Genomic DNA, 18,227 nt, shown 5'->3' with positions numbered 1-18,227 from the left:
CAGAAACCGAAGAATCGTGAGAAAAACGGCCTGCTTCTCCAAAAAAGAGCAGAACCATTACAGCGCCATGAAGCTAATTTTCTATTATAGAAACCATCATACATTGTAGACCACAACCTTTTTAGCTTTACTTGTTGTGTCCGGGACAGCGTATTTCTGAGCCCTCGAATTAAAAGAAAATAATGTAAAGAATATAAAGAATGAGATTAGGATTGGTTTCATTTAGAAGTTTCAAGTTGCACGTAATGGGTTTGATATATATATATGCAAAATAAAAAAGCTTTAATGCAAAATTATTAACACATGATAGACTTATAATTTTGTATAACTAAAAGATAAACCATAGGCACTATACCTGTGGTTTATCTTTTAAGGTGGTAATGTTACTTCAGTTTATAGTTAAGTCCTAGACCTTCTGACCTTGGTCGCGAATTGGCGTAATTACTGGACCCTGAAAAGTTCTTGTAGATTAAGTTTCCTTCGATATAACCATCGAATCGTTCGCTTAATCTATAGTTTACCATCAGACCTGCAGTCCCTATGAGGTTAAATTCCGATACATCTGCGTCATAGGTAGTTGTTTTTATACCATCCATTTCTTCGGTTCTATATGCCTTTATGGTACCGAAAGCAGGGACAATAGAAGCTGTTCCATGAAGTTGCAGACGCTTATTAGGATTAAATGGCGTAAATCTTAATGTTAAGGGTATTGCTATACCCCTTGTGCGCCGATAATCATTGTAATATATAGTACTATCTGTCGACTTATAATATATAGAACCACCATCAAACTTGTTTTGACCATACCCAATTCCAGCCTGAAGAATTATCCTTTTATTAAGCTGATAACCAGCATTTAGAAATACAACAGGTGAAAAGCTTCCTGACTCTTTCGACTGATCTTTGATTATCATGTAGGATATATTACTTAAAGATGCGCCTACGTAATACTTAGAATTTGTTGCTACTTTTTCTTGTTGTGCAAATGCGCAACAAGAAAAAAAGCACAGAACTATTAGTGATAAAATCAATTTCATAGCTTAGACAGGTTAAAATTAAATCTTAATACAGAAATATATGTAGTCCCCTCCAGCACCATCATTCAAATCTCCTGAAATTTTTATCCAGCCAGAAGGTGGTTGAATTGAACTACTCTGACCATAAAGCACTCCAACCTCTTTTACAATTGGCAATGTATTATCATAGGAATCTTTTCTTTGATAGGCGTAGATATAATTTCCTCCTGCTCCATCATTCAAATCCGGACAATGATAGCCCAAAGCATCTTTTGCTTCTATTGGTGGTGTCCAATCATTTGGCCATTGATTTGCCGGACCAAAAGTTTGAGTCTTAACAACTATACCTCTTACTGGAACCGTCTTTCCAATCCTTCCATCATTCACCCATGCTCCAGGATTTACTCTTGATCCAACTACCTTGTCAGGATCACGAGTAAAGCAGAGATAAATATACTTACCACCAGCTCCTTTATTTAAATCAGCATCTATTTTAAAATAGCCTGGGAAATCACTTGTTCCAATCGAAGATGAGCTTCCCATGATGATTTTTAGATCCTGTATATAATTGTAAGGGTTGTAATAAAATTGATTAGGATAGTAGGCATATCCTCTCCCTTCAGAACTTACAAAAGTTGACGATGGCGGTGTCGGGGGAATATAACCGACACATCCTTCACACGGTTCGTCAGGAGGCAGGGTCAATGTAGAATAGCTTCTGCGGCATCAAACTTAGGTCTGCTCGGGCGCTCACTGCCGTCTTCGTAGCCGGTTATCTGCACGTCTTTACTTACGTACTGTCCTGTCTTGTTTCGCTTGTAATCGTCGTCTTTCTTAGCGTCTTGTGCTTGAGATGCTTTTAGCTCTGTAACCGAGGGCTGTACTGCGTCTTTAGCCTTTTCGCAACTGGTCAGGGCCAAAGAAAGGGAAAAGATAAATAAAAAGGGTGGTCGGCCTAACGTGCTGCACCAATGGGGGGGGTAAATGTTTTAGTTTTCATATAGGATATTTAGGATTAAACATAGCATAAATATACTTATTAAATAAAAGTATAAAAAAGAATATTTATAGCACAAAGTAACATGATATTTTGGTGTATGAAGGAATAGAAACAGCACCAAATGTATGATCACATTGAGTTAAACGGCTTTTTAAAAATATTAAAAAGACAAAAAGTAACATTAATAACACAAAAAAACACAGGCGCTATACCTGTGGGTTTGGGTTTAGTTATTACACCATACCATTCTTAGATCATAACTTAAAATTCACTCCAAGCTCAAAAGACTTGGTGATACTCCTTAAGCCGTACCCCTGGTCCCAATCATAATGTGAGGAGTTCATCCCAGACAGGTTTTTCTTGAAAAAAAAGTAAGACATATTCCCGTAGAGCCTGTTGCTGATCTGGTAATTAAAACCTGCCCCAGCCATTGCAAACATATTGAGCCCGTTTTCTTTAACAGTATGTACAATCGGCCCATCTGCCCCGTCGTGTGTGGTCTGCAGGTTTGTGAAGCCATAGGCTGGCACAACCGACACAGTACCGTAAATCGGCAATTTCCTGTATAGATTAAGAAAGGTATGGTACAAGGAAAGTGAGCTCACAATGGCAATAGTTCTGGAGTCGTGCTTGTAGTCTACTCCCTTTATTTGCTCCGTTAGTCGATCTCGGTCACCCCCTAATCCAAGGCCTAACCTCAGACTTGCTCTTTCGGAAAGCTGATAGCTACTATTCAAAGAAATCGGCGTGAAATAACCTGATCGGACAGCCCCTCTGGTTTTACCTTCTTTATAGTAAATGTGATATGATATTGTTTGTAGGTTAATCCCTAAAGTGAGTTCGCCTTTTTCGATGTAAGAAGGTTCTTTCTGGGCAATGGCTGGGAAACAGAAAAGTATAGACAGTAAAAGGGCAAAGTATGTTTTCATATAGGTGCAGGGCAAGAATCACACCCTTAATATATAACTATATTTTGAATGAATTGGCATGGTTACAAATTTTACCTTTACAAAATAGCTGATACATAAACTGTCGAGGACTTCTAAAAACAAAAAACCACAGGCGCTATACCTGTGGTTTTCCTTATCTGTAAATTCCGTCTTTTACCATTCGTAATAAAACTCTCCCTTATCGCTCTTGATTGTGAGCTCGTTGCGTTCGCTGGCTTTCACTTTGCCAATGATTTGCGCATCCACGCCGAAGGATTTCGAGATATCGATCAGGCTTTGGGCGTGTTGCTCCGGCAGGTAGATTTCGAGACGGTGGCCCATGTTGAAGACCTTGTACATCTCTTTCCAGTCGGTGTGGCTCTGCTCCTGAATGATGCGGAACAGCGGCGGTACCGGGAAGAGGTTGTCTTTGATGATGTGTACCTTGTCGGTGAAATGCAGCACTTTGGTTTGAGCGCCGCCACTGCAGTGCACCATGCCGTGTATGTGCTGGCGGTGCTGCTCCAGTATGGCCTTCACAATAGGTGCATAGGTACGCGTTGGCGAAAGCACCAGTTTGCCCACTTCCATACCTGTCTCGGGCTCCACGTCCGTCAGGCGGTAGTTGCCGGAGTAAACCAAGTCCTTTGGCAATTCCGGATCATAGCTCTCCGGGTATGAAGCAGAAAGGTAAGAGTGGAATACGTCGTGACGGGCAGAGGTAAGGCCGTTGCTGCCCATGCCGCCGTTGTACTCGTCTTCATAAGTAGCCTGTCCGTGCGAGGCAAAACCCACAATCACATCGCCGGCTTGTATCTTATCGTTCGAGATTACCTCGTCGCGGCGCATGCGGGCAGTTACGGTGCTGTCCACGATGATGGTGCGCACCAGGTCGCCTACATCGGCTGTCTCGCCGCCGGTGCTGTAAATGCCTACGCCATTGTCGCGGAGCATTTGCAGCACTTCTTCGGTGCCGTTGATGATGGCTCCGATCACTTCGCCAGGTATCAGGTTTTTGTTACGGCCGATAGTGGAAGAAAGGAGAATGTTATCTGTTGCGCCGATGCACAGCAGATCGTCCGTGTTCATCACTACCGCGTCCTGGGCTATCCCTTTCCAAACGCTCAGGTCACCGGTTTCTTTCCAGTACATGTAGGCCAGTGCCGACTTGGTGCCCGCGCCGTCGGCGTGCATAATGGCGCAGTACTCGGGGTCGCCGGTGAGGATGTCGGGGATGATTTTGCAGAATGCTTTCGGGAAAAGCCCTTTGTCGATGTTCTTGATGGCGTTGTGTACGTCTTCCTTAGAGGCGGACACGCCACGCCGGAGGTATCTATTTTCCATAGTGCTTGGTCTTACTTGCTCTACAAATTTAAGAAAGGCCTTGGTATATACGGCAAAAGCAGGGCTTTAAAAAGGCACAAACGGCAAAATACTGTTAAGCTAAACCTTTTGCTGGGCCAAACCAAACAAGTATCAGGTATAGCCTTTCAAAAAAACCTACCCTATACCTTGCAACCATTTCAGAATATATTGGCTCCTCTATATAAACAAACTTATATAAGACATGATCAAGAAACTATTGATTTCCCTCCTCACCTTTTTTGTTTTTGGCACGGTACAGGCGCAGGATTCACTGCAAGTTAAATCGCAGGTATCGGCACCCTATAAGATAGCTATTGGTATACGCTACGCAACTGGTGGGCCTACTGGTGTCGATTTGGGTGTAACGGCAAAATATTTTTTCAGACCACAGTCAGCCATCGAATTACATTCAACCCTTAGCCCGGAGGCCCGCTATTACCTAGCTTCCCTTAGCTATATTTGGCAACCGAAGCTGGCTACCTCAGAGCGTTTCAGGCCTTATGCAGGTATAGGAATAGGCTTTTTGAGACCGGATAGCAGATTTTATGGTAATGAAGTCGACCGGAATAACATAGTAGTTCTACCAACTATTGGTATAGAATATCAACTCAAGAAAGTCCCGCTTGCCATTTCATTGGATTATCGCTCTACTTTTATGCGAATTCACAGCGGGACTACACAACTTAACATGCGCCATTCCAGCAACATAGGCCTCGGGGTAAAATACACCTTCCGGTAGGTATAGCAAAGGTATAAAACAGAACCGGCGGCTGTAGTTTAATGCTACAGTCGCCGGTTTTTTATGTGTTCAGGTATAGCGCTATACCTGTTACTCCTGAATGCGCACCACCTTAAACTCGGTGCGGCGGTTGCGCTGGTGCTCTTCTTCGGTTTTGGCATTGCGCACTACCGGGCGGCTCTCGCCATAGCCTTTGGCTGTGATACGTGCCTTGTCTATACCTTTCGAGATGATGTAATTCACGGCAGACTCAGCACGGCGCTGCGACAGATCCTGGTTGTACACATCGGAACCACGGGAGTCGGTGTGGGAGCTCAGCTCGATGGAGATGCGCGGGTTGTCCACCAGTATCTGCACCAGCTTGTCAAGTTCCTCAGCCGCGTCAGGACGGATGTCCGCTTTGTCGAAGTCGTAGAAAATATTCTCGAGCACGATGGCCTTCTCTTTCACGATCTCGTTCAGCACCAGGCTTGCTGTCAGGCGCACTTCGTTCACCTCATTCGGCAACTGGTTCTGTGGCGGCATTTTTCCTACTGTTGTGATGCGCTGGCGGGCCGCAAAGAAACCGGCTTTCTCGGCTAATAGTGAGTAGGTAGAAGCACTGTCAAGCGGGAACGTGAATTTGCCTTCCGCATCAGCTTTGGTTTCCGCCAGTTTCTGACCTCGCTCGTCCTGCAGCACCACTGGTATGTTTGGCACCACCATCTGCTGTTTGTCTTTGTCGCGGCGCTGGTACACGGTGCCGTCCACAAAGAAGTTCACCAGCTTACGGGCAGATTTGGAGATGGCATAGATGTCGTCGCCTCCTTTGCCACCCTCGCGGTTAGAGGAAATATACCCCGTATAAGCATCCTGGAAGAAAATACCGAAATCGTCGCCGCTGGAGTTAACCGGCGTGCCCATGTTCACGGGCTTGCCATCTTCTATTTTGAAGACATCCAACCCGCCCAGTCCCGGCAGACCATCTGAGGCAACATACAGCGTGCCATCCGGCCCTACATACACATAGCTTTCATTGCCTGGCGTGTTGATGTCCGGACCCAAATTCTCAGGAGCCGAGAAACGGCCGTTGCCGTCTATGGTCGATTTGTAGATGTCGTTGCCACCCAGACCACCGCGGCGGTCGGATGCGAAGTAAAGTGTTTTGCCATCGGGCGAGAAAGCCGGAGATGACTCCCAGGCTCGTGGGTCGTTGATGTTAAGCAGCTTGGGCTCAGTCCAGGCGTTGGAACGGTAAAAGGAGATGTAAAGGTCTACATTGCGACGGCCTTTCTTGGTGCCTTCGTTGCCACGGGCAAATACCATCGTGCGGCCTTCGTCGGTAAAAGTGGCCAGTGCCTCGTGCAGGTCATCCGTGTTCACGCCTTCGAGTTTTCGCACAGCCCCTCCCATGGTTGCCGAGTCGCCGAGTGTGGTCGCGTAGATGTTCAGGAAGCCCTCCCCGTTACCCTGGTAAGTTTTGCCAGGCCCGCGAGTGGAGGAAAAGATCAGCTCGTTCTCGCGCACGTATGGCGCAAAGTCAGAACCCTCTGTATTGAGTACTTCCAGGTTTTGTATCTCATACCCGGAGTTCTTTTTCAGGATGGTGCTCAGCTGGCTCAGGGTTTCCACTTCGCGCTGTGCCAGGGTTTTGAGTTGCTGCTTGCTGCCAATACGGGCATAGTCCTGTAGCTGCCCCATGGCTGCTTCGTACTTGCCGTTGGCTTTCAGTGCCATGCCGTAGTAGAAATAAGCCTCCTCCTTTCGGTAGTTGTTGTCGAGTGCGGCTTTATAGAATGGCTCTGCCTGTGCCAAGCGATTGGAGAGGCGATAAGACTCGGCTATTCTGAAATTGATTTCTCCGGTGTTTTTTGCCCCTTTCAGCGCCTGTTTGTAGAATTCAATCGCTCGCTCGTATTGCTCCTCCTCGAAGCGTTTGTCACCCTTGCTCAGGTACATGCCTGCGCCGCAGGAGCTGAGTATTACCGCCAGAAGCACGAAGGCTCCCGCAAGCTTAAAATAGTAGGCCACTGACTGTCGTGATAGCGTCTGCTGCATGGACATGGGGTTTGTGTTGCCGGATTTTAGAAATACCTGGAAAGCCAGCTGCATCCGGCCGGACGTGGCCATGCTTGCTGCAACTCTCCATAATTGGTCACCAATGTATCAAAGTATAACGTATTCTCATCTATTTCGCCGGACGCTACCTTCTCTTTTATCTCATTCATACCGACCAACTTCACTTCTTCGCCCTGCAAAAAGGCCAAGCGGGTACGATCAAAGAAAGATACGCCGAAGCGCTGTTCCAGTTCCTGCACAAAGCTGACCGACTTGTCAATGGAGCATCCGCTAGCGGCAGTAGCGCTCTCGTTGTTGGCCAGCACCAGAAACTGATTGTGCAGCAACCTGGCCGAGGCTTGCAGGCCAGTACCATGACTACTCCACTCTGTCGCAAAACGTTCCAGCAATGGCTTTATTTCGGCCTGTTCCGTTTCCGTCAAAGCCCTGTTGGCCTGGTAGATCCAGAGCCTGGCATGTGGCGGCAATCGGTCAAAAGGAATGTACATATTTGATTGTTGGCTGGTTTAATAGTTAAATTGCTGAATGGTTAAATGGCTGGTAAGCTATACCTTGATCTAAGCTTAAAGCGCAACAAGAGCAGGTATACCAGCCATCACTCAGTATAACTACAACAATTTAATCATTTAACAATGTAACCATTTACTTACTAAGCCCCTCTGCTTGCGCGATCAGTTCGGCAATGTCAAAAACTTTTACGCTTTCTTCCTGCTCCTTGTTCTTCACACCGTCGCTCATCATCACCATACAAAACGGACAGGCTGTCGCAATCACGCCGTTGCCCGTGCCAAGTGTTGCCAAAGCCTCTTCCGTACGCTCGATGTTGATGTCTTTATTGCCTGGCTCCGGCTCCTTAAACATCTGGGCACCACCGGCACCACAGCAAAGACCATTGGCGCGGCTACGCTTCATTTCCACCAGGTCGGCATCGAGGGCGGCCAGTACGTCGCGCGGCGCTTCGTAAATGTCGTTGGCACGACCTAGGTAGCACGAATCGTGGAAAGTAATGCGCTGCCCCTTGAAGGCCTCGCCGCCCTGCACCTTCACTTTGCCCTCGTTGATGAGCTGCTGCAGGAAAGTAGAATGGTGAATCACCTCGTAGTTGCCACCCAGGTCCGGATATTCGTTCTTCAGTGTATTGAAGCAGTGCGGACAGGCCGTCACGATCTTCTTTATATTGTAGGCATTGAGCACTTCGATGTTGGTGATCGCCTGCATCTGGAACAGAAACTCGTTTCCCGCACGTTTGGCTGGTTCGCCGGTGCAGCTTTCTTCAGTACCCAGCACGGCATATTTCACCCCAACATGCTCCAAAATCTGCACAAAGGCACGGGTAACCCGCTTATAGCGGTCATCAAACGAACCGGCACATCCAACCCAGAACAACACTTCCGGCTCCTCGCCGTTCGCAGCCATCTCCGCCATGGTTGGCACTTTCACTAATCTTTTATTTTCTTCCATCTGGTTATTTTTCAGATGTTAGATTTTAGAAGTTAGATATTAGACTTGCTATAGAGCTTCCTCAAAGCGGAAACTGTAGCAGATCTCAATTCTAACATCTAATATCTAGCATCTAATGTCTTGTATCTAAAAATTAATTCTTACTAGGCACATACAGGTCTTCAGCCCAATTGAAGCGGTCTGAAGGGGAGAAGGCCCAAGGTGCGCCATTGTTTTCGATGTTGGTGAACATGGCGTTTACCGATGCCGGCGCTGCTGACTCTTCGAGCACCAGGTAACGGCGCAGGTCCATGATTGTGGACAGCTGGTCGATGTTTACTGGGCAGGACTCCACGCAGGCGTTGCAAGTGGTACAGGCCCAAAGCTCCTCTGGTGTAATGTAGCCACGCAGCAAGGTTTTCTCGTCGGTGGTTTCCACGCGCTCCACGCCCAACTCTTTGTAATGGTTCGGTGCAAAGATAGCCGGATGCTCACCCTTTTCCTCCATACGGTCGCGGGTATCCATCACGATCTTGCGCGGCGATAGCAGTTTGCCAGTCAGGTTAGCCGGACACACAGAGGTACAGCGGCCGCACTCGGTACAGGTATAGGAATCCATTAGCTGCTTCCAGGTCAGGTCCTCCACGTCTTTGGCACCGAAGCGCTGTATGATCGGGTTGCCCTCAGCGTCCATTTCTGGAGCAGGTGGCTGGTAGCTTGGGTCCAGCATGGCCTTGATCTCATGCGTAATCGCCGGGTTGGTCGTAAACTTGCCCTTTGGCCACAGCTTGGAGTAGTACACGTTCGGGAAGGCCATGATGATGTGGAAGTGCTTAGAACTAGGCAAGTAGTTCATAAAGGCCAGTATGCCGATGATGTGGAACCACCAGCCGGCACGTTCTATAATATGCAGACTCGCAGGGTTGTCGCCGAAGATATTGACAAACATCTGGCTGATCGGATAGCTTCCTGCCACTTCACCGCCTTCCAGCTGCACCAGTTTGAGGCCGGCAATGTTAAAGGTAAAGAGCGCGAACATGAGCACAATCTCCGTGATCAGGATGAAGTTGGCGTCCAGCTTCGGCCAGGCGCGCATCTCTACGCCACTGGCCAGGCGCGGCAACTTGGTCACGTTTCTTCTCCATAGGAAAATCACACAGGCCACAATAACCAACGCGGCCAGCACCTCATTGATGAACATCAAACCGCTGTACAATGGCCCTAGGAAAGCCAGCACACGATGCGTGCCGAACACTCCATCGATCAGGATTTCGATAACCTCAATGTTGATTACCAGAAAGCCGACATACACGAAGAGGTGCAGCACGGCAGGCAGCATACGCTTGAACATCTTTTGCTGACCAAAGGCCACCAGCAGGGTCTTGTTAATTCGCTCCGACGGGTTATCGGTCAGATCGACATCACGGCCCATCAGGACGTTCTTACGGATCTTGCGAATCTGCCACACAAACAGACCTATACCCAGGCCTGCTACTATTAGGAAGATAATGTTTTCGAGTTGAATCACGGTGAATTATTCGTTATACATACCAATTCGTAGATAAAGATAGTAGAATAGTGAGAATAAACGTATACAGGGGCACTTTTTTAAAATATTTTTGCCCGAAAGTTTGCGTCTTCAAATTTGGTTGCTACTTTTGCATACCCTTTCGGAAGACGGGGTAACAATCGAGCTGGTGATGTAGCTCAGTTGGTAGAGCAATGGACTGAAAATCCATGTGTCGTTGGTTCGATTCCAATCATCACCACCAGCTTAAACCCTTACCCTAACCGGTAAGGGTTTTTTGTTTTATTCCCTTCTCGCCTCTACTGCCACTTCTATACTGCATTATAAGCCGCTGGTTGCCTAAAATGTTTTAGACCTGCATTTCTGAACTTTAGCTATTACAGCATTCCCTGTCGCTGTGAGAAAATCCCGCCGGGATCACATTTTCTGATGGTATAGCAACTGGCATTAACTTCAACCTGCTTCTGGCACTCACCTACACAGTTTTCAATCAATACATCTCGTTCTAAAAGAAATGACAGCACGCAGAAGTTTTAAATACCATATGCCATTGATTTTGCGACGGCCAGCACTATCGCCTAACGGCAGTTGGCACGCAGCTCCAGAATGGCAGCGGAGTAACCCAGGCGGTAGGCTTCGTTGAAATGCGCACAGGCAGAATCAGGTTGCGCCTGCTCCAGTTCGGTACGGCCCAACAGGTAATACACCCGGCCATTGGTGTTGTCAGTTTGCAGCACCTGCCGGTAGTCGGCTTCAGAGGCAGCGTAATCGCCGGTCTTGTAATACCCAAACCCCCTGAATGTTTTCGCATTGGCCCAGGCCTCCCCTTTTCGGGCATGTTCCAGAAAGCTGGTAAAATCAGCAATGGCCTGTCCATACTTTTTGAGGTAAAAAAGGCGCACCTCCCCCCTATCCAGCAGGGCGGCGTAGAGTGTGCTGTCCAGCGAAAGAGCCCGCTCAAAATCGCCCTCTGCCTGCTTGTAGTTGGTTAGTTTGGCATGGCACTTACCCCGCATCAGATAGGCCTCCGCTGTCGGGACCTCCTGCAGCGAAATAACCTGGTCCAGGTCCTGCACAGCAGCCCGGTAGTTCTCATACACATTCATCTCGATGCTTGCCCGGGTTAGGTACGCGTCGGCATGCTTGGGCCTGAAGTAGATGGCATCGTTCAGCAGACTATGCGCACTGCCGTACTTGCCGTGCTCCATGTAAGTAAGGGCCGTTTTATACTTGTCCTCACCGGTGATATAATCCATGGTAGACTTTAGCAGCAGGCTGAAAACCAACATAAAGGCAAAGAAGCCCAATGTTATGTAGAGGTCCTTGCGGCCAAAGCGTCTTTCCTCGCGGCGCGGTATGTTCTGGTAGTAGCGCTCCGACACGGAGGCCGGTTCCCGGGTTTGCCGGTACCGGGGATTTTGGTAAGGCTGATGTTGCTGTATACGCTGCCTTTGCTCCCGCAGGTATTGCAGACGCAGGTCGTAGCGCGCGCGCTTAGAGGGATCAGACAGGGTTTGGTAGGCCGCATTGGCTATTTTGAAAAGCTCCTCGGCACGGGCATTGCCCGGATTGCGGTCAGGGTGGTACTTCAAAGCCAGCCGCTTATAGGCTAGTTTGATCTCCTGTGCCGTGGCCGTGTGGCTTACGCCGAGAATGCTATATAGATTATGCTCCAATGAGGCTCCTGTAACAAAAAAAATTTACTTAAGTTAAGTAAACACGGACAATATACCGCAAATTCCGTACTACAACTCTAACTGAATATATATCGCGTAATTTTTTTAATATACTACCGTATACAAAAAAAGCACTAAAAAAGCTGGGCAATATGGCTAACTACGACAACGGCACAAAAGAAAAAAGCACCAACCTAATCGAGAACCTGATGGGGTACATTGATACCCGCATAGACATTATACGCCTCGAGATACAAGAAAAGTTAAAAGCTTCTTTTGTAGGTTTGTTGCATGTGGTGCTATTGGGCTTCTTTGCCCTGATGAGTGTGCTGTTCGTCAGTATTTTCCTGGGGCTGCTGCTCAACCATTTGCTCGACAGCTCCTTCTGGGGTTTTGGCATCATCGCGCTGTTCTACGTGGCCGTGCTGGTGATGCTGGTGGTAGGCCTCGACAAGAAAGCCTTTCAGAGTATGGCCGACAAAGCATTCGACAATACTATATACAAGACAGATAAACGAGAAAAACAGATATGAGTGAGACTATGAATCCCTTGTTTGACAACGAAAGGGAGTTACTCGAGCGCCAGAAGGAAGAGTACAAAAAGGCGCTGATGGGCGATGTGGACCAGATCAAAACGCAAGGCCAGCAGATTGGCAAGAAAGTCGCTATTGCAGGCGGCGTACTGGTAGCTGGCCTTTTGCTGAAAAGCCTGTTCAGTGGCGGCAGTAAAAAAAAAAGTAAAAAGCTTAAGAAGAAAGAGACATCAACTCAGCCTTTGACTTATAGCACTTCAAACGAGGGCTTGGTCGATTACGATTCTTACATACACGAGCAGGAAGACGCCTATACCTTGTCTTCGGAGCGCATGCCCCACGCCAGCCCTGAGCAGCACCAGAGCACAGGTATGGCCAAAAGCTTTATCAACTCAGACCTGGCCAAAATCCTTACCCAGCAGCTCACAGCCCTTCTGATGGTATACCTGACCAAAAAGGTGGAAGAATACTTAAGCAGTGTTTCTAAAAATAACGATATTGCAGCTACACCCATCGAGGTGACTGAAGTAGAGACCATTGCTTATACCGTTCCACAAGAGGATGCCGTTTAACAACCTTCGCAAACAACACCCACACCACCAACCAGGCAGGAAGCACTTTGCGGTACTGCTAGATCCGGATAACCTCGATGAGGCTTCCTGCCTGAATTTGCTCGCCCTCAGCGAAACCCACCAGGTTGACTTCTTCTTTGTAGGAGGCAGCCTGATCATGACCGATAACCAAGCCTCCATTATCCGGCTTATCAAAGAAAACAGCAGCATCCCGGTTATTCTTTTCCCAAGCAGCAGCTTATACATCGACAAGCAGGCCGATGGCATCCTGCTGCTCTCGCTCATCTCGGGTCGCAACCCCGAATTCCTCATTGGCCAGCATGTGCTCTCGGCACCTATTCTCAAAGCTAGCCAACTACAGGTATACCCAACCGGTTACATACTCGTCGATACCGGCCGCCAGACTACTGCCTCTTATATGAGCGGCACCACTCCTATACCTTACAACAAACCGGCTATTGCAGCCTGTACCGCCATGGCCGGCGAACTGCTGGGCCTGCGTTACATTTATCTGGATGGTGGCAGCGGTGCCCAGCAACCTATCAGCCCTGACATGATCGCAGCCGTGCGTGAAGCTGTTGACATTCCTATGATTGTGGGTGGAGGTATAAATACAGCAGCCAAAGCACAAGTGGCTTTAGAGGCCGGCGCCGACGTAATTGTGGTAGGGAACCACATAGAAAAAAACCCCGGCTTTCTGGCCGAGGTTTCTCACTTAATTGCTTCTTATAACGTTGCCTTAGATGTTCATCGCTGATTCGCGACGTCTCATCTTACCGGCAGGTATACCAAACATCATCTTAAAGCGACGGCAGAAGTAGGCGGTGTCTTTGTAACCCACGTCCTTACCGATCTCCCGGATGCTCTTCTTCGTCGTACGCAGCAGGAACACAGCACGCTCCATACGCTGGTACTCAATGTAATCCTGTGGGTTGATGCCGGTCAGCATTTTGAAATACTGGCCTACATAGTCCTCAGACACGTTGGCAACATTGGAGAGCACCTTGTTAGAAAGATCGCCGCCCAAGTTTTCCTTGATGTAGTTGAACAGGTCAATGAGGCGCGGATCTTTGAAATAAGTGCTGTTGGTAGCCAGCTGCTCCACGAACATTTTGTTACGCAGGATGTGACGCACGATCTCTACCACGATGTTTTCGGTGTAGATATTGATCAGGCGCTCTTTGCCCGGCAACTCCTGCATGCTTTCTTCCACTACTTTGATCACCAGATTAGCCAACTTGTTGTTGCCCGAGATCAGGAATGCCGGCAGGTCAAGCGAAGCGAAGAAGTTAACCGAGTCAAACACTTTAGCTTCGAAGCTAACGTAGCTGTGGCTCTCTTCTGCGTCGCCGATCAGGTCGAGGTCGTTATTGCTCTTAAAGAACTTCTCTCTGTTAGTGATCAGATCGTCATTAGAGATGGTTCTGCCATCACCGGAGCCGTAGGTCACTTTTGTGCTACGTCCACCAGGTATAAAGAGCAGTTCACCCTCTTCTACCATCTGTTCTTCCTCACCAAAGAAAATTGTACCCTTATGAAGCAGAATCAGGTTGTTGCCTACATCGTAGTAGTTGCGTACCGAAAATGGCTGCTGCAACACCAGATTTTTAGCTTTAATGAACCGCACCCCAAGCGATTCAATAATCTTATTGTAATCTTCCATGTGTGTTACCAACTAACTTTTATACTATAAACCCTTGTATTTTGGCCTAAAGCTAAGATTAATCTACTTTAAATTCAAAATATTTTAAATATTTAATTTTAATTCGAAAAACCATATCCTTAGCCTAAATAACACAGGAACAGATATTTAAGTGCCAAATTACTTTAACAATTCTCTTGAAATTACTATTTTTTGTATCTCGGAAGTGCCCTCGTAAATTTGTGTAATTTTGGCATCGCGCATTAAACGCTCTACATGGTACTCTTTTACGAAACCGTAACCGCCATGCACCTGCACCGCTTCAACTGTGGTTTCCATGGCTACTTTAGAGGCAAAAAGTTTCGCCATAGCTCCTGACATACCGTAGTCCTGGTGCGTGTCTTTGTGGAAAGCCGCCTTCAGGCAAAGGAGACGTGCCGCCTCGATATTTGTCGCCATATCGGCCAACTTGAACTGGATGGCTTGGTGCTTGGCAATCTCCACACCAAATGCCTTACGCTCCTTGGAGTACTTCACAGCCAACTCGTAAGCACCTGAAGCGATACCCAAAGCCTGCGCGGCTATACCTATACGGCCACCGGCCAGGGTTGACATCGCGAACTTGAAGCCAAAACCATCCTCTCCGATGCGGTTCTCCTTAGGTACTTTTACGTCAGTGAACATCAAAGAGTGTGTGTCTGAGCCTCTAATTCCCAGCTTGTTCTCTTTCAGACCAACCTGGAAACCTTCCATGCCGCGCTCTACAATGAAAGCATTAATACCACGGTGCTTTTTCTCAGGGTCTGTCTGCGCAATTACCAGGTATACGGAGGCAGTGCTGCCGTTTGTGATCCAGTTTTTTGTACCGTTCAACAGGTAGTAGTCACCTTTGTCTTCGGCGGTGGTGCGCTGCGATGTGGCATCAGAACCAGCCTCCGGCTCAGAAAGGCAGAAAGCGCCAATAATCTCACCTGTCGCCAGGCGTGTCAGGTATTTCTGCTTTTGCTCTTCGTTGCCGTATTTCTCAAGGCCCCAGCACACCAGCGAGTTGTTCACCGACATGACTACAGAAGCGGAAGCGTCTACTTTGGAGATCTCTTCCATGGCCAGCACATAAGAGATAGTATCCATACCGCCGCCATTGTACTTCGGGTCAACCATCATACCCAGGAAGCCTAGCTCTCCCATCTTCTTAATCTGCTCAGCCGGGAATTTCTGATGCTCGTCGCGCTCAATTACGCCTGGCAGCAACTCGGTCTGCGCAAATTCGCGGGCGGCGGCCTGTACGGCTAAATGTTCTTCTGTAAGTTGAAAATTCATGCTTATATATAATAAAAGGACGTGATTAATGAATTATAGTGCAAAAATATAAAATTCGGTTGCATTGGAATAACTCACCTAACTAATATTTGTTAGGCAGACTTTCCGCCATGCTTATTATCTGAAAAAAAGAACGCCACCTGCTCTTAACGAACAGATGGCGCTATGTTTAATGACTAAGGTATAAGCTCCTGTATTAGTCACGACGGCCCATTAGCAATGATACATAATAGAGCAGTGTGGCTAGAGAACCCAGCGCAGCGACCACATACGTAAGAGCTGCCCACTTAAGCGCGTCTTTCGACATGGCCAGTTCCTGCTTTGTCACCACATTGTTTGAACTGATCCAGGCCAAGGCACGCTTGCTGGCGTCGAACTCTACGGGCAATGTTACAAAGCTGAAGATGGTTGTCAGGCCAAACAGCGCCACACCGATCGTCAGTGGAATAGGCGTGGTCTGCAGCATCACTATACCGATCAGGATGATCCACTGCATGTAGCGCGACGCGATGCTCAATGCCGGCACCATTGCCGAGCGGAACTTCAGGAAGCTATACGCTCTGGCGTGCTGTACGGCGTGACCGCATTCGTGTGCCGCCACGGCAGCAGCAGCGGCGCTGCGCGCCTCGTACACATATTCACTTAGGTTCACAGTCTTGTCGGCCGGGTTGTAGTGGTCTGTCAGGCGGCCCGCTACCGATATCACTTTCACGTCGTGTATGCCGTTGTCGGCCAGCATCATCTCGGCAATCTCGCGGCCTGTGTAGCCCGATTGCAACGGAATTTCAGAGTACTTCTTAAACTTGCTCTTCAGTCTCCAGCTTACCCACATACTGATGCCCAGGAAGAGGATACCTATTAAATATATTCCAGCCATAGCTTTTCTTTGTCTTTATGAATTTTGTTGATTCTCTATCTTCTTTACGATGTTGGTGGTTGAGTAGCCTTTCACAAGCGGGACGGTTTTCACCTCTCCTCCCCTTTCTGTAACGACATCCTGCCCCACGATATTTTCGATGGCATAATCATCGCCTTTCACCAATATATCTGGCTGCACAGCTTTGATAAGTTCCAGCGGCGTATCGTCATCGAACAATACTACGGCATCCACAAACAAAAGGGATGCCATAACACGCGCACGTGACATTTCGTCCTGAAGCGGACGGCTTGGGCCTTTTATACGGCTGATGGATGCGTCTGTGTTAAGCCCGAGCACCAATCTATCGCCAAGTTGTCTTGATTTTTCGAGGTAGTCGACGTGGCCCAGGTGCAATATATCGAAGCAGCCATTGGTGAACACTATCTTTTGGCCCTGGGCACGCCAGGCCTGCAGTTGGTCCTGCAGGTTGGAAAGGGTGAATATTTTATCTTTCGACTCCATGTATTTGGGGATTGGCTTGTGCAGGATCGCCCACTAGGCTATTGCGCTGCAGCATACTTGCTATAAAACTAAGCACTCCCATCACAACAACCAAAAGAGTTTGCGAAGTATGGGCCACCAACGCATAGGCCATGCCTGCCTCTTTGGGTATACCGTAAAGCAGCAGCACAGTTTGCACCAGTAGATGGTATACACCTACCCCACCTTGTACCGGCGCAGCCATGCCCAGGCTGCCAATCACTAACACGGAGAGCCCCGCCACAGGCGACAAGCCAGCCGTAGCAGGTATAGCATAAAATACAATCAGGCTCATGCCATAGTACATTGCCCACACGAACAAAGTATGCCCCCAGAAAGCCCCTTGGTTTTTGATTCTGGCAATACTGAAAATACCCTGCACCATACCGCGCACAAAGGCCACCGCTTTTTTGAAAAAAGCATTCTGCCGCAACCTATTCAGGTACACAAAGCCCAGCACCAAAAAGACAAGCCCTACCGCCATCACCAGGATGCCCAATAGGTATAGCGATCCAAAGCTTTGCTCCAAGCTTGCGTATTTATCTGTGAATAAACTAACCAGAAAGTCGCGGAGTCGGTTGACTTCCAGCAAAAAAGTAATACCCAGGAAAATAAGCAGCATCACGAGGTCGATAATGCGCTCAGCTATGACAGTGCCGAAAGCCTTATTAACGGGTATGCCATCGGTACGGCGCAACATACTACAGCGCACCACTTCGCCCATGCGCGGCAACACCAGGTTGGCCAGGTAGCCTACCATCATGGCGTTATAAGTATTTTTAAAGGAAGGGGTATAGCCGGTAGGTCGTATCTGCATGTGCCAGCGGTAGGCACGGCTTAAATAAGCCGCCACGCCCATTAGCAGCGACAGCAACAGCCAGCCATAGCGGATGCTGTGCAGCTCTGCCCATAATTTCTCAAAGTCCAGCTCCTTCAGCGCATACCACATCAACAATGCGGACAAGCCCAAAAGCAGGCTATACTTCAGAAAAGAGAGCAGCTTTCTCATG

At 48.1% G+C, this 18,227-nt stretch carries 19 protein-coding genes, 1 tRNA gene and 1 pseudogene; 6 read left to right on the top strand and 15 right to left on the bottom strand.

Annotated features, from left to right (window positions below; all coding sequences use genetic code 11):
- Positions 1 to 109: pseudogene (locus tag H9Q13_RS18285) on the top strand (IS1 family transposase); the annotation flags it as partial.
- A gap of 274 nt (positions 110 to 383) precedes the next feature.
- On the opposite strand, the gene H9Q13_RS10085 reads toward H9Q13_RS18285, so the two are convergent.
- The 5 genes from H9Q13_RS10085 to H9Q13_RS10065 all read right to left on the bottom strand — a co-directional run bounded on the left by H9Q13_RS10085 (position 384) and on the right by H9Q13_RS10065 (position 4,289).
- Positions 384 to 1,037, bottom strand: a complete 654-nt coding sequence (locus tag H9Q13_RS10085; protein ID WP_191183665.1) for an outer membrane beta-barrel protein — start codon at positions 1,035 to 1,037, stop codon at positions 384 to 386.
- A gap of 18 nt (positions 1,038 to 1,055) precedes the next feature.
- Entirely contained in the window at positions 1,056 to 1,721 is a 666-nt protein-coding gene (locus H9Q13_RS10080; RefSeq protein WP_224744200.1) for a hypothetical protein, read from the bottom strand.
- Positions 1,718 to 1,936 (bottom strand): hypothetical protein, encoded by a 219-nt coding sequence (locus tag H9Q13_RS10075; RefSeq protein WP_191183663.1) that lies wholly within the window; start codon positions 1,934 to 1,936, stop codon positions 1,718 to 1,720. The genes H9Q13_RS10080 and H9Q13_RS10075 overlap by 4 nt, the downstream gene beginning before the upstream one ends.
- Positions 1,937 to 2,270: 334 nt before the next feature.
- Positions 2,271 to 2,753, bottom strand: a complete 483-nt coding sequence (locus H9Q13_RS10070) for a hypothetical protein (RefSeq protein WP_191183662.1) — start codon at positions 2,751 to 2,753, stop codon at positions 2,271 to 2,273.
- A 366-nt stretch (positions 2,754 to 3,119) separates the two neighbouring features.
- The gene (locus H9Q13_RS10065; RefSeq protein WP_191183661.1) at positions 3,120 to 4,289 is read right to left on the bottom strand and encodes an AIR synthase related protein; all 1,170 of its coding nucleotides are present in this window, start codon (positions 4,287 to 4,289) and stop codon (positions 3,120 to 3,122) included.
- Positions 4,290 to 4,512: 223 nt separating this feature from the next.
- Between H9Q13_RS10065 and H9Q13_RS10060 the strand changes: the two genes are divergently transcribed.
- The gene (locus tag H9Q13_RS10060) at positions 4,513 to 5,049 is read left to right on the top strand and encodes an outer membrane beta-barrel protein (RefSeq protein ID WP_191183660.1); all 537 of its coding nucleotides are present in this window, start codon (positions 4,513 to 4,515) and stop codon (positions 5,047 to 5,049) included.
- Between the two features lie 90 nt (positions 5,050 to 5,139).
- Here H9Q13_RS10060 and H9Q13_RS10055 read toward each other — a convergent pair whose 3' ends face one another.
- From H9Q13_RS10055 to H9Q13_RS10040, 4 genes are all read right to left on the bottom strand, one after another.
- On the bottom strand, positions 5,140 to 7,086 hold the full coding sequence (locus tag H9Q13_RS10055) for an OmpA family protein (protein ID WP_191183659.1): 1,947 nt from the start codon (positions 7,084 to 7,086) through the stop codon (positions 5,140 to 5,142).
- A 26-nt stretch (positions 7,087 to 7,112) separates the two neighbouring features.
- On the bottom strand, positions 7,113 to 7,595 hold the full coding sequence (locus H9Q13_RS10050) for a hypothetical protein (RefSeq protein ID WP_191183658.1): 483 nt from the start codon (positions 7,593 to 7,595) through the stop codon (positions 7,113 to 7,115).
- Positions 7,596 to 7,749: 154 nt separating this feature from the next.
- Complete coding sequence (locus tag H9Q13_RS10045) at positions 7,750 to 8,568, bottom strand: (Fe-S)-binding protein (RefSeq protein ID WP_224744199.1); 819 nt, start codon at positions 8,566 to 8,568, stop codon at positions 7,750 to 7,752.
- Positions 8,569 to 8,701: 133 nt separating this feature from the next.
- Positions 8,702 to 10,075, bottom strand: a complete 1,374-nt coding sequence (locus H9Q13_RS10040; protein ID WP_191183657.1) for a 4Fe-4S dicluster domain-containing protein — start codon at positions 10,073 to 10,075, stop codon at positions 8,702 to 8,704.
- A gap of 168 nt (positions 10,076 to 10,243) precedes the next feature.
- Between H9Q13_RS10040 and H9Q13_RS10035 the strand changes: the two genes are divergently transcribed.
- Positions 10,244 to 10,319, top strand: a tRNA-Phe gene (locus tag H9Q13_RS10035).
- Between the two features lie 334 nt (positions 10,320 to 10,653).
- On the opposite strand, the gene H9Q13_RS10030 is transcribed toward H9Q13_RS10035, so the two are convergent.
- Positions 10,654 to 11,751, bottom strand: a complete 1,098-nt coding sequence (locus H9Q13_RS10030) for a J domain-containing protein (RefSeq protein WP_191183656.1) — start codon at positions 11,749 to 11,751, stop codon at positions 10,654 to 10,656.
- Between the two features lie 152 nt (positions 11,752 to 11,903).
- Between H9Q13_RS10030 and H9Q13_RS10025 the strand changes: the two genes are divergently transcribed.
- The 3 genes from H9Q13_RS10025 to H9Q13_RS10015 are packed head-to-tail and all read left to right on the top strand — an operon-like array spanning position 11,904 to position 13,613.
- Positions 11,904 to 12,284, top strand: coding sequence for a phage holin family protein (locus H9Q13_RS10025; protein WP_191183655.1), 381 nt, complete (start codon positions 11,904 to 11,906; stop codon positions 12,282 to 12,284).
- The gene (locus tag H9Q13_RS10020; protein WP_191183654.1) at positions 12,281 to 12,856 is read left to right on the top strand and encodes a hypothetical protein; all 576 of its coding nucleotides are present in this window, start codon (positions 12,281 to 12,283) and stop codon (positions 12,854 to 12,856) included. Before H9Q13_RS10025 ends, H9Q13_RS10020 begins: the two co-directional genes overlap by 4 nt.
- The gene (locus H9Q13_RS10015) at positions 12,846 to 13,613 is read left to right on the top strand and encodes a geranylgeranylglyceryl/heptaprenylglyceryl phosphate synthase (protein ID WP_191183653.1); all 768 of its coding nucleotides are present in this window, start codon (positions 12,846 to 12,848) and stop codon (positions 13,611 to 13,613) included. The genes H9Q13_RS10020 and H9Q13_RS10015 overlap by 11 nt, the downstream gene beginning before the upstream one ends.
- Here H9Q13_RS10015 and H9Q13_RS10010 read toward each other — a convergent pair.
- The 5 genes from H9Q13_RS10010 to H9Q13_RS09990 form a co-directional block, all read right to left on the bottom strand.
- A complete protein-coding gene (locus H9Q13_RS10010) occupies positions 13,596 to 14,519 on the bottom strand; it encodes an AraC family transcriptional regulator (RefSeq protein ID WP_191183652.1) in 924 nt (307 codons plus the stop codon). The two genes, H9Q13_RS10015 and H9Q13_RS10010, sit on opposite strands and share 18 nt — an antisense overlap.
- Before the next feature lie 159 nt (positions 14,520 to 14,678).
- Positions 14,679 to 15,818 carry an acyl-CoA dehydrogenase gene (locus tag H9Q13_RS10005; RefSeq protein ID WP_191183651.1) on the bottom strand — a complete coding sequence of 380 codons (1,140 nt, stop codon included), beginning with the start codon at positions 15,816 to 15,818 and terminating at the stop codon, positions 14,679 to 14,681.
- Positions 15,819 to 16,014: 196 nt separating this feature from the next.
- On the bottom strand, positions 16,015 to 16,695 hold the full coding sequence (locus tag H9Q13_RS10000) for a zinc metallopeptidase (RefSeq protein ID WP_191183650.1): 681 nt from the start codon (positions 16,693 to 16,695) through the stop codon (positions 16,015 to 16,017).
- Positions 16,696 to 16,710: 15 nt separating this feature from the next.
- A complete protein-coding gene (gene rfaE2, locus H9Q13_RS09995) occupies positions 16,711 to 17,199 on the bottom strand; it encodes a D-glycero-beta-D-manno-heptose 1-phosphate adenylyltransferase (RefSeq protein WP_191183649.1) in 489 nt (162 codons plus the stop codon).
- Positions 17,183 to 18,226, bottom strand: a complete 1,044-nt coding sequence (locus tag H9Q13_RS09990) for a lysylphosphatidylglycerol synthase transmembrane domain-containing protein (RefSeq protein ID WP_191183648.1) — start codon at positions 18,224 to 18,226, stop codon at positions 17,183 to 17,185. The genes rfaE2 and H9Q13_RS09990 overlap by 17 nt, the downstream gene beginning before the upstream one ends.
- Position 18,227 lies beyond the last annotated feature (1 nt).

Source organism: Pontibacter aquaedesilientis (assembly GCF_014773225.1).
Classification (GTDB): Bacteria; Bacteroidota; Bacteroidia; order Cytophagales; family Hymenobacteraceae; genus Pontibacter; species Pontibacter aquaedesilientis.
This window is presented reverse-complemented; position numbering and strand designations above follow the sequence as displayed.

What these genes read in the sequence shown, in the direction of transcription:
- H9Q13_RS10085 (WP_191183665.1), bottom strand. Translation starts at nt 1,037, where the DNA reads ATGAAATTGATTTTATCACTAATAGTTCTGTGCTTTTTTTCTTGTTGC.
- H9Q13_RS10065 (WP_191183661.1), bottom strand. Translation starts at nt 4,289, where the DNA reads ATGGAAAATAGATACCTCCGGCGTGGCGTGTCCGCCTCTAAGGAAGAC.
- H9Q13_RS10060 (WP_191183660.1), top strand. Translation starts at nt 4,513, where the DNA reads ATGATCAAGAAACTATTGATTTCCCTCCTCACCTTTTTTGTTTTTGGC.
- H9Q13_RS10055 (WP_191183659.1), bottom strand. Translation starts at nt 7,086, where the DNA reads ATGCAGCAGACGCTATCACGACAGTCAGTGGCCTACTATTTTAAGCTT.
- H9Q13_RS10050 (WP_191183658.1), bottom strand. Translation starts at nt 7,595, where the DNA reads ATGTACATTCCTTTTGACCGATTGCCGCCACATGCCAGGCTCTGGATC.
- H9Q13_RS10045 (WP_224744199.1), bottom strand. Translation starts at nt 8,568, where the DNA reads ATGGAAGAAAATAAAAGATTAGTGAAAGTGCCAACCATGGCGGAGATG.
- H9Q13_RS10025 (WP_191183655.1), top strand. Translation starts at nt 11,904, where the DNA reads ATGGCTAACTACGACAACGGCACAAAAGAAAAAAGCACCAACCTAATC.
- H9Q13_RS10020 (WP_191183654.1), top strand. Translation starts at nt 12,281, where the DNA reads ATGAGTGAGACTATGAATCCCTTGTTTGACAACGAAAGGGAGTTACTC.
- H9Q13_RS10015 (WP_191183653.1), top strand. Translation starts at nt 12,846, where the DNA reads ATGCCGTTTAACAACCTTCGCAAACAACACCCACACCACCAACCAGGC.
- H9Q13_RS10010 (WP_191183652.1), bottom strand. Translation starts at nt 14,519, where the DNA reads ATGGAAGATTACAATAAGATTATTGAATCGCTTGGGGTGCGGTTCATT.
- H9Q13_RS10005 (WP_191183651.1), bottom strand. Translation starts at nt 15,818, where the DNA reads ATGAATTTTCAACTTACAGAAGAACATTTAGCCGTACAGGCCGCCGCC.
- H9Q13_RS10000 (WP_191183650.1), bottom strand. Translation starts at nt 16,695, where the DNA reads ATGGCTGGAATATATTTAATAGGTATCCTCTTCCTGGGCATCAGTATG.
- rfaE2 (WP_191183649.1), bottom strand. Translation starts at nt 17,199, where the DNA reads ATGGAGTCGAAAGATAAAATATTCACCCTTTCCAACCTGCAGGACCAA.
- H9Q13_RS09990 (WP_191183648.1), bottom strand. Translation starts at nt 18,226, where the DNA reads ATGAGAAAGCTGCTCTCTTTTCTGAAGTATAGCCTGCTTTTGGGCTTG.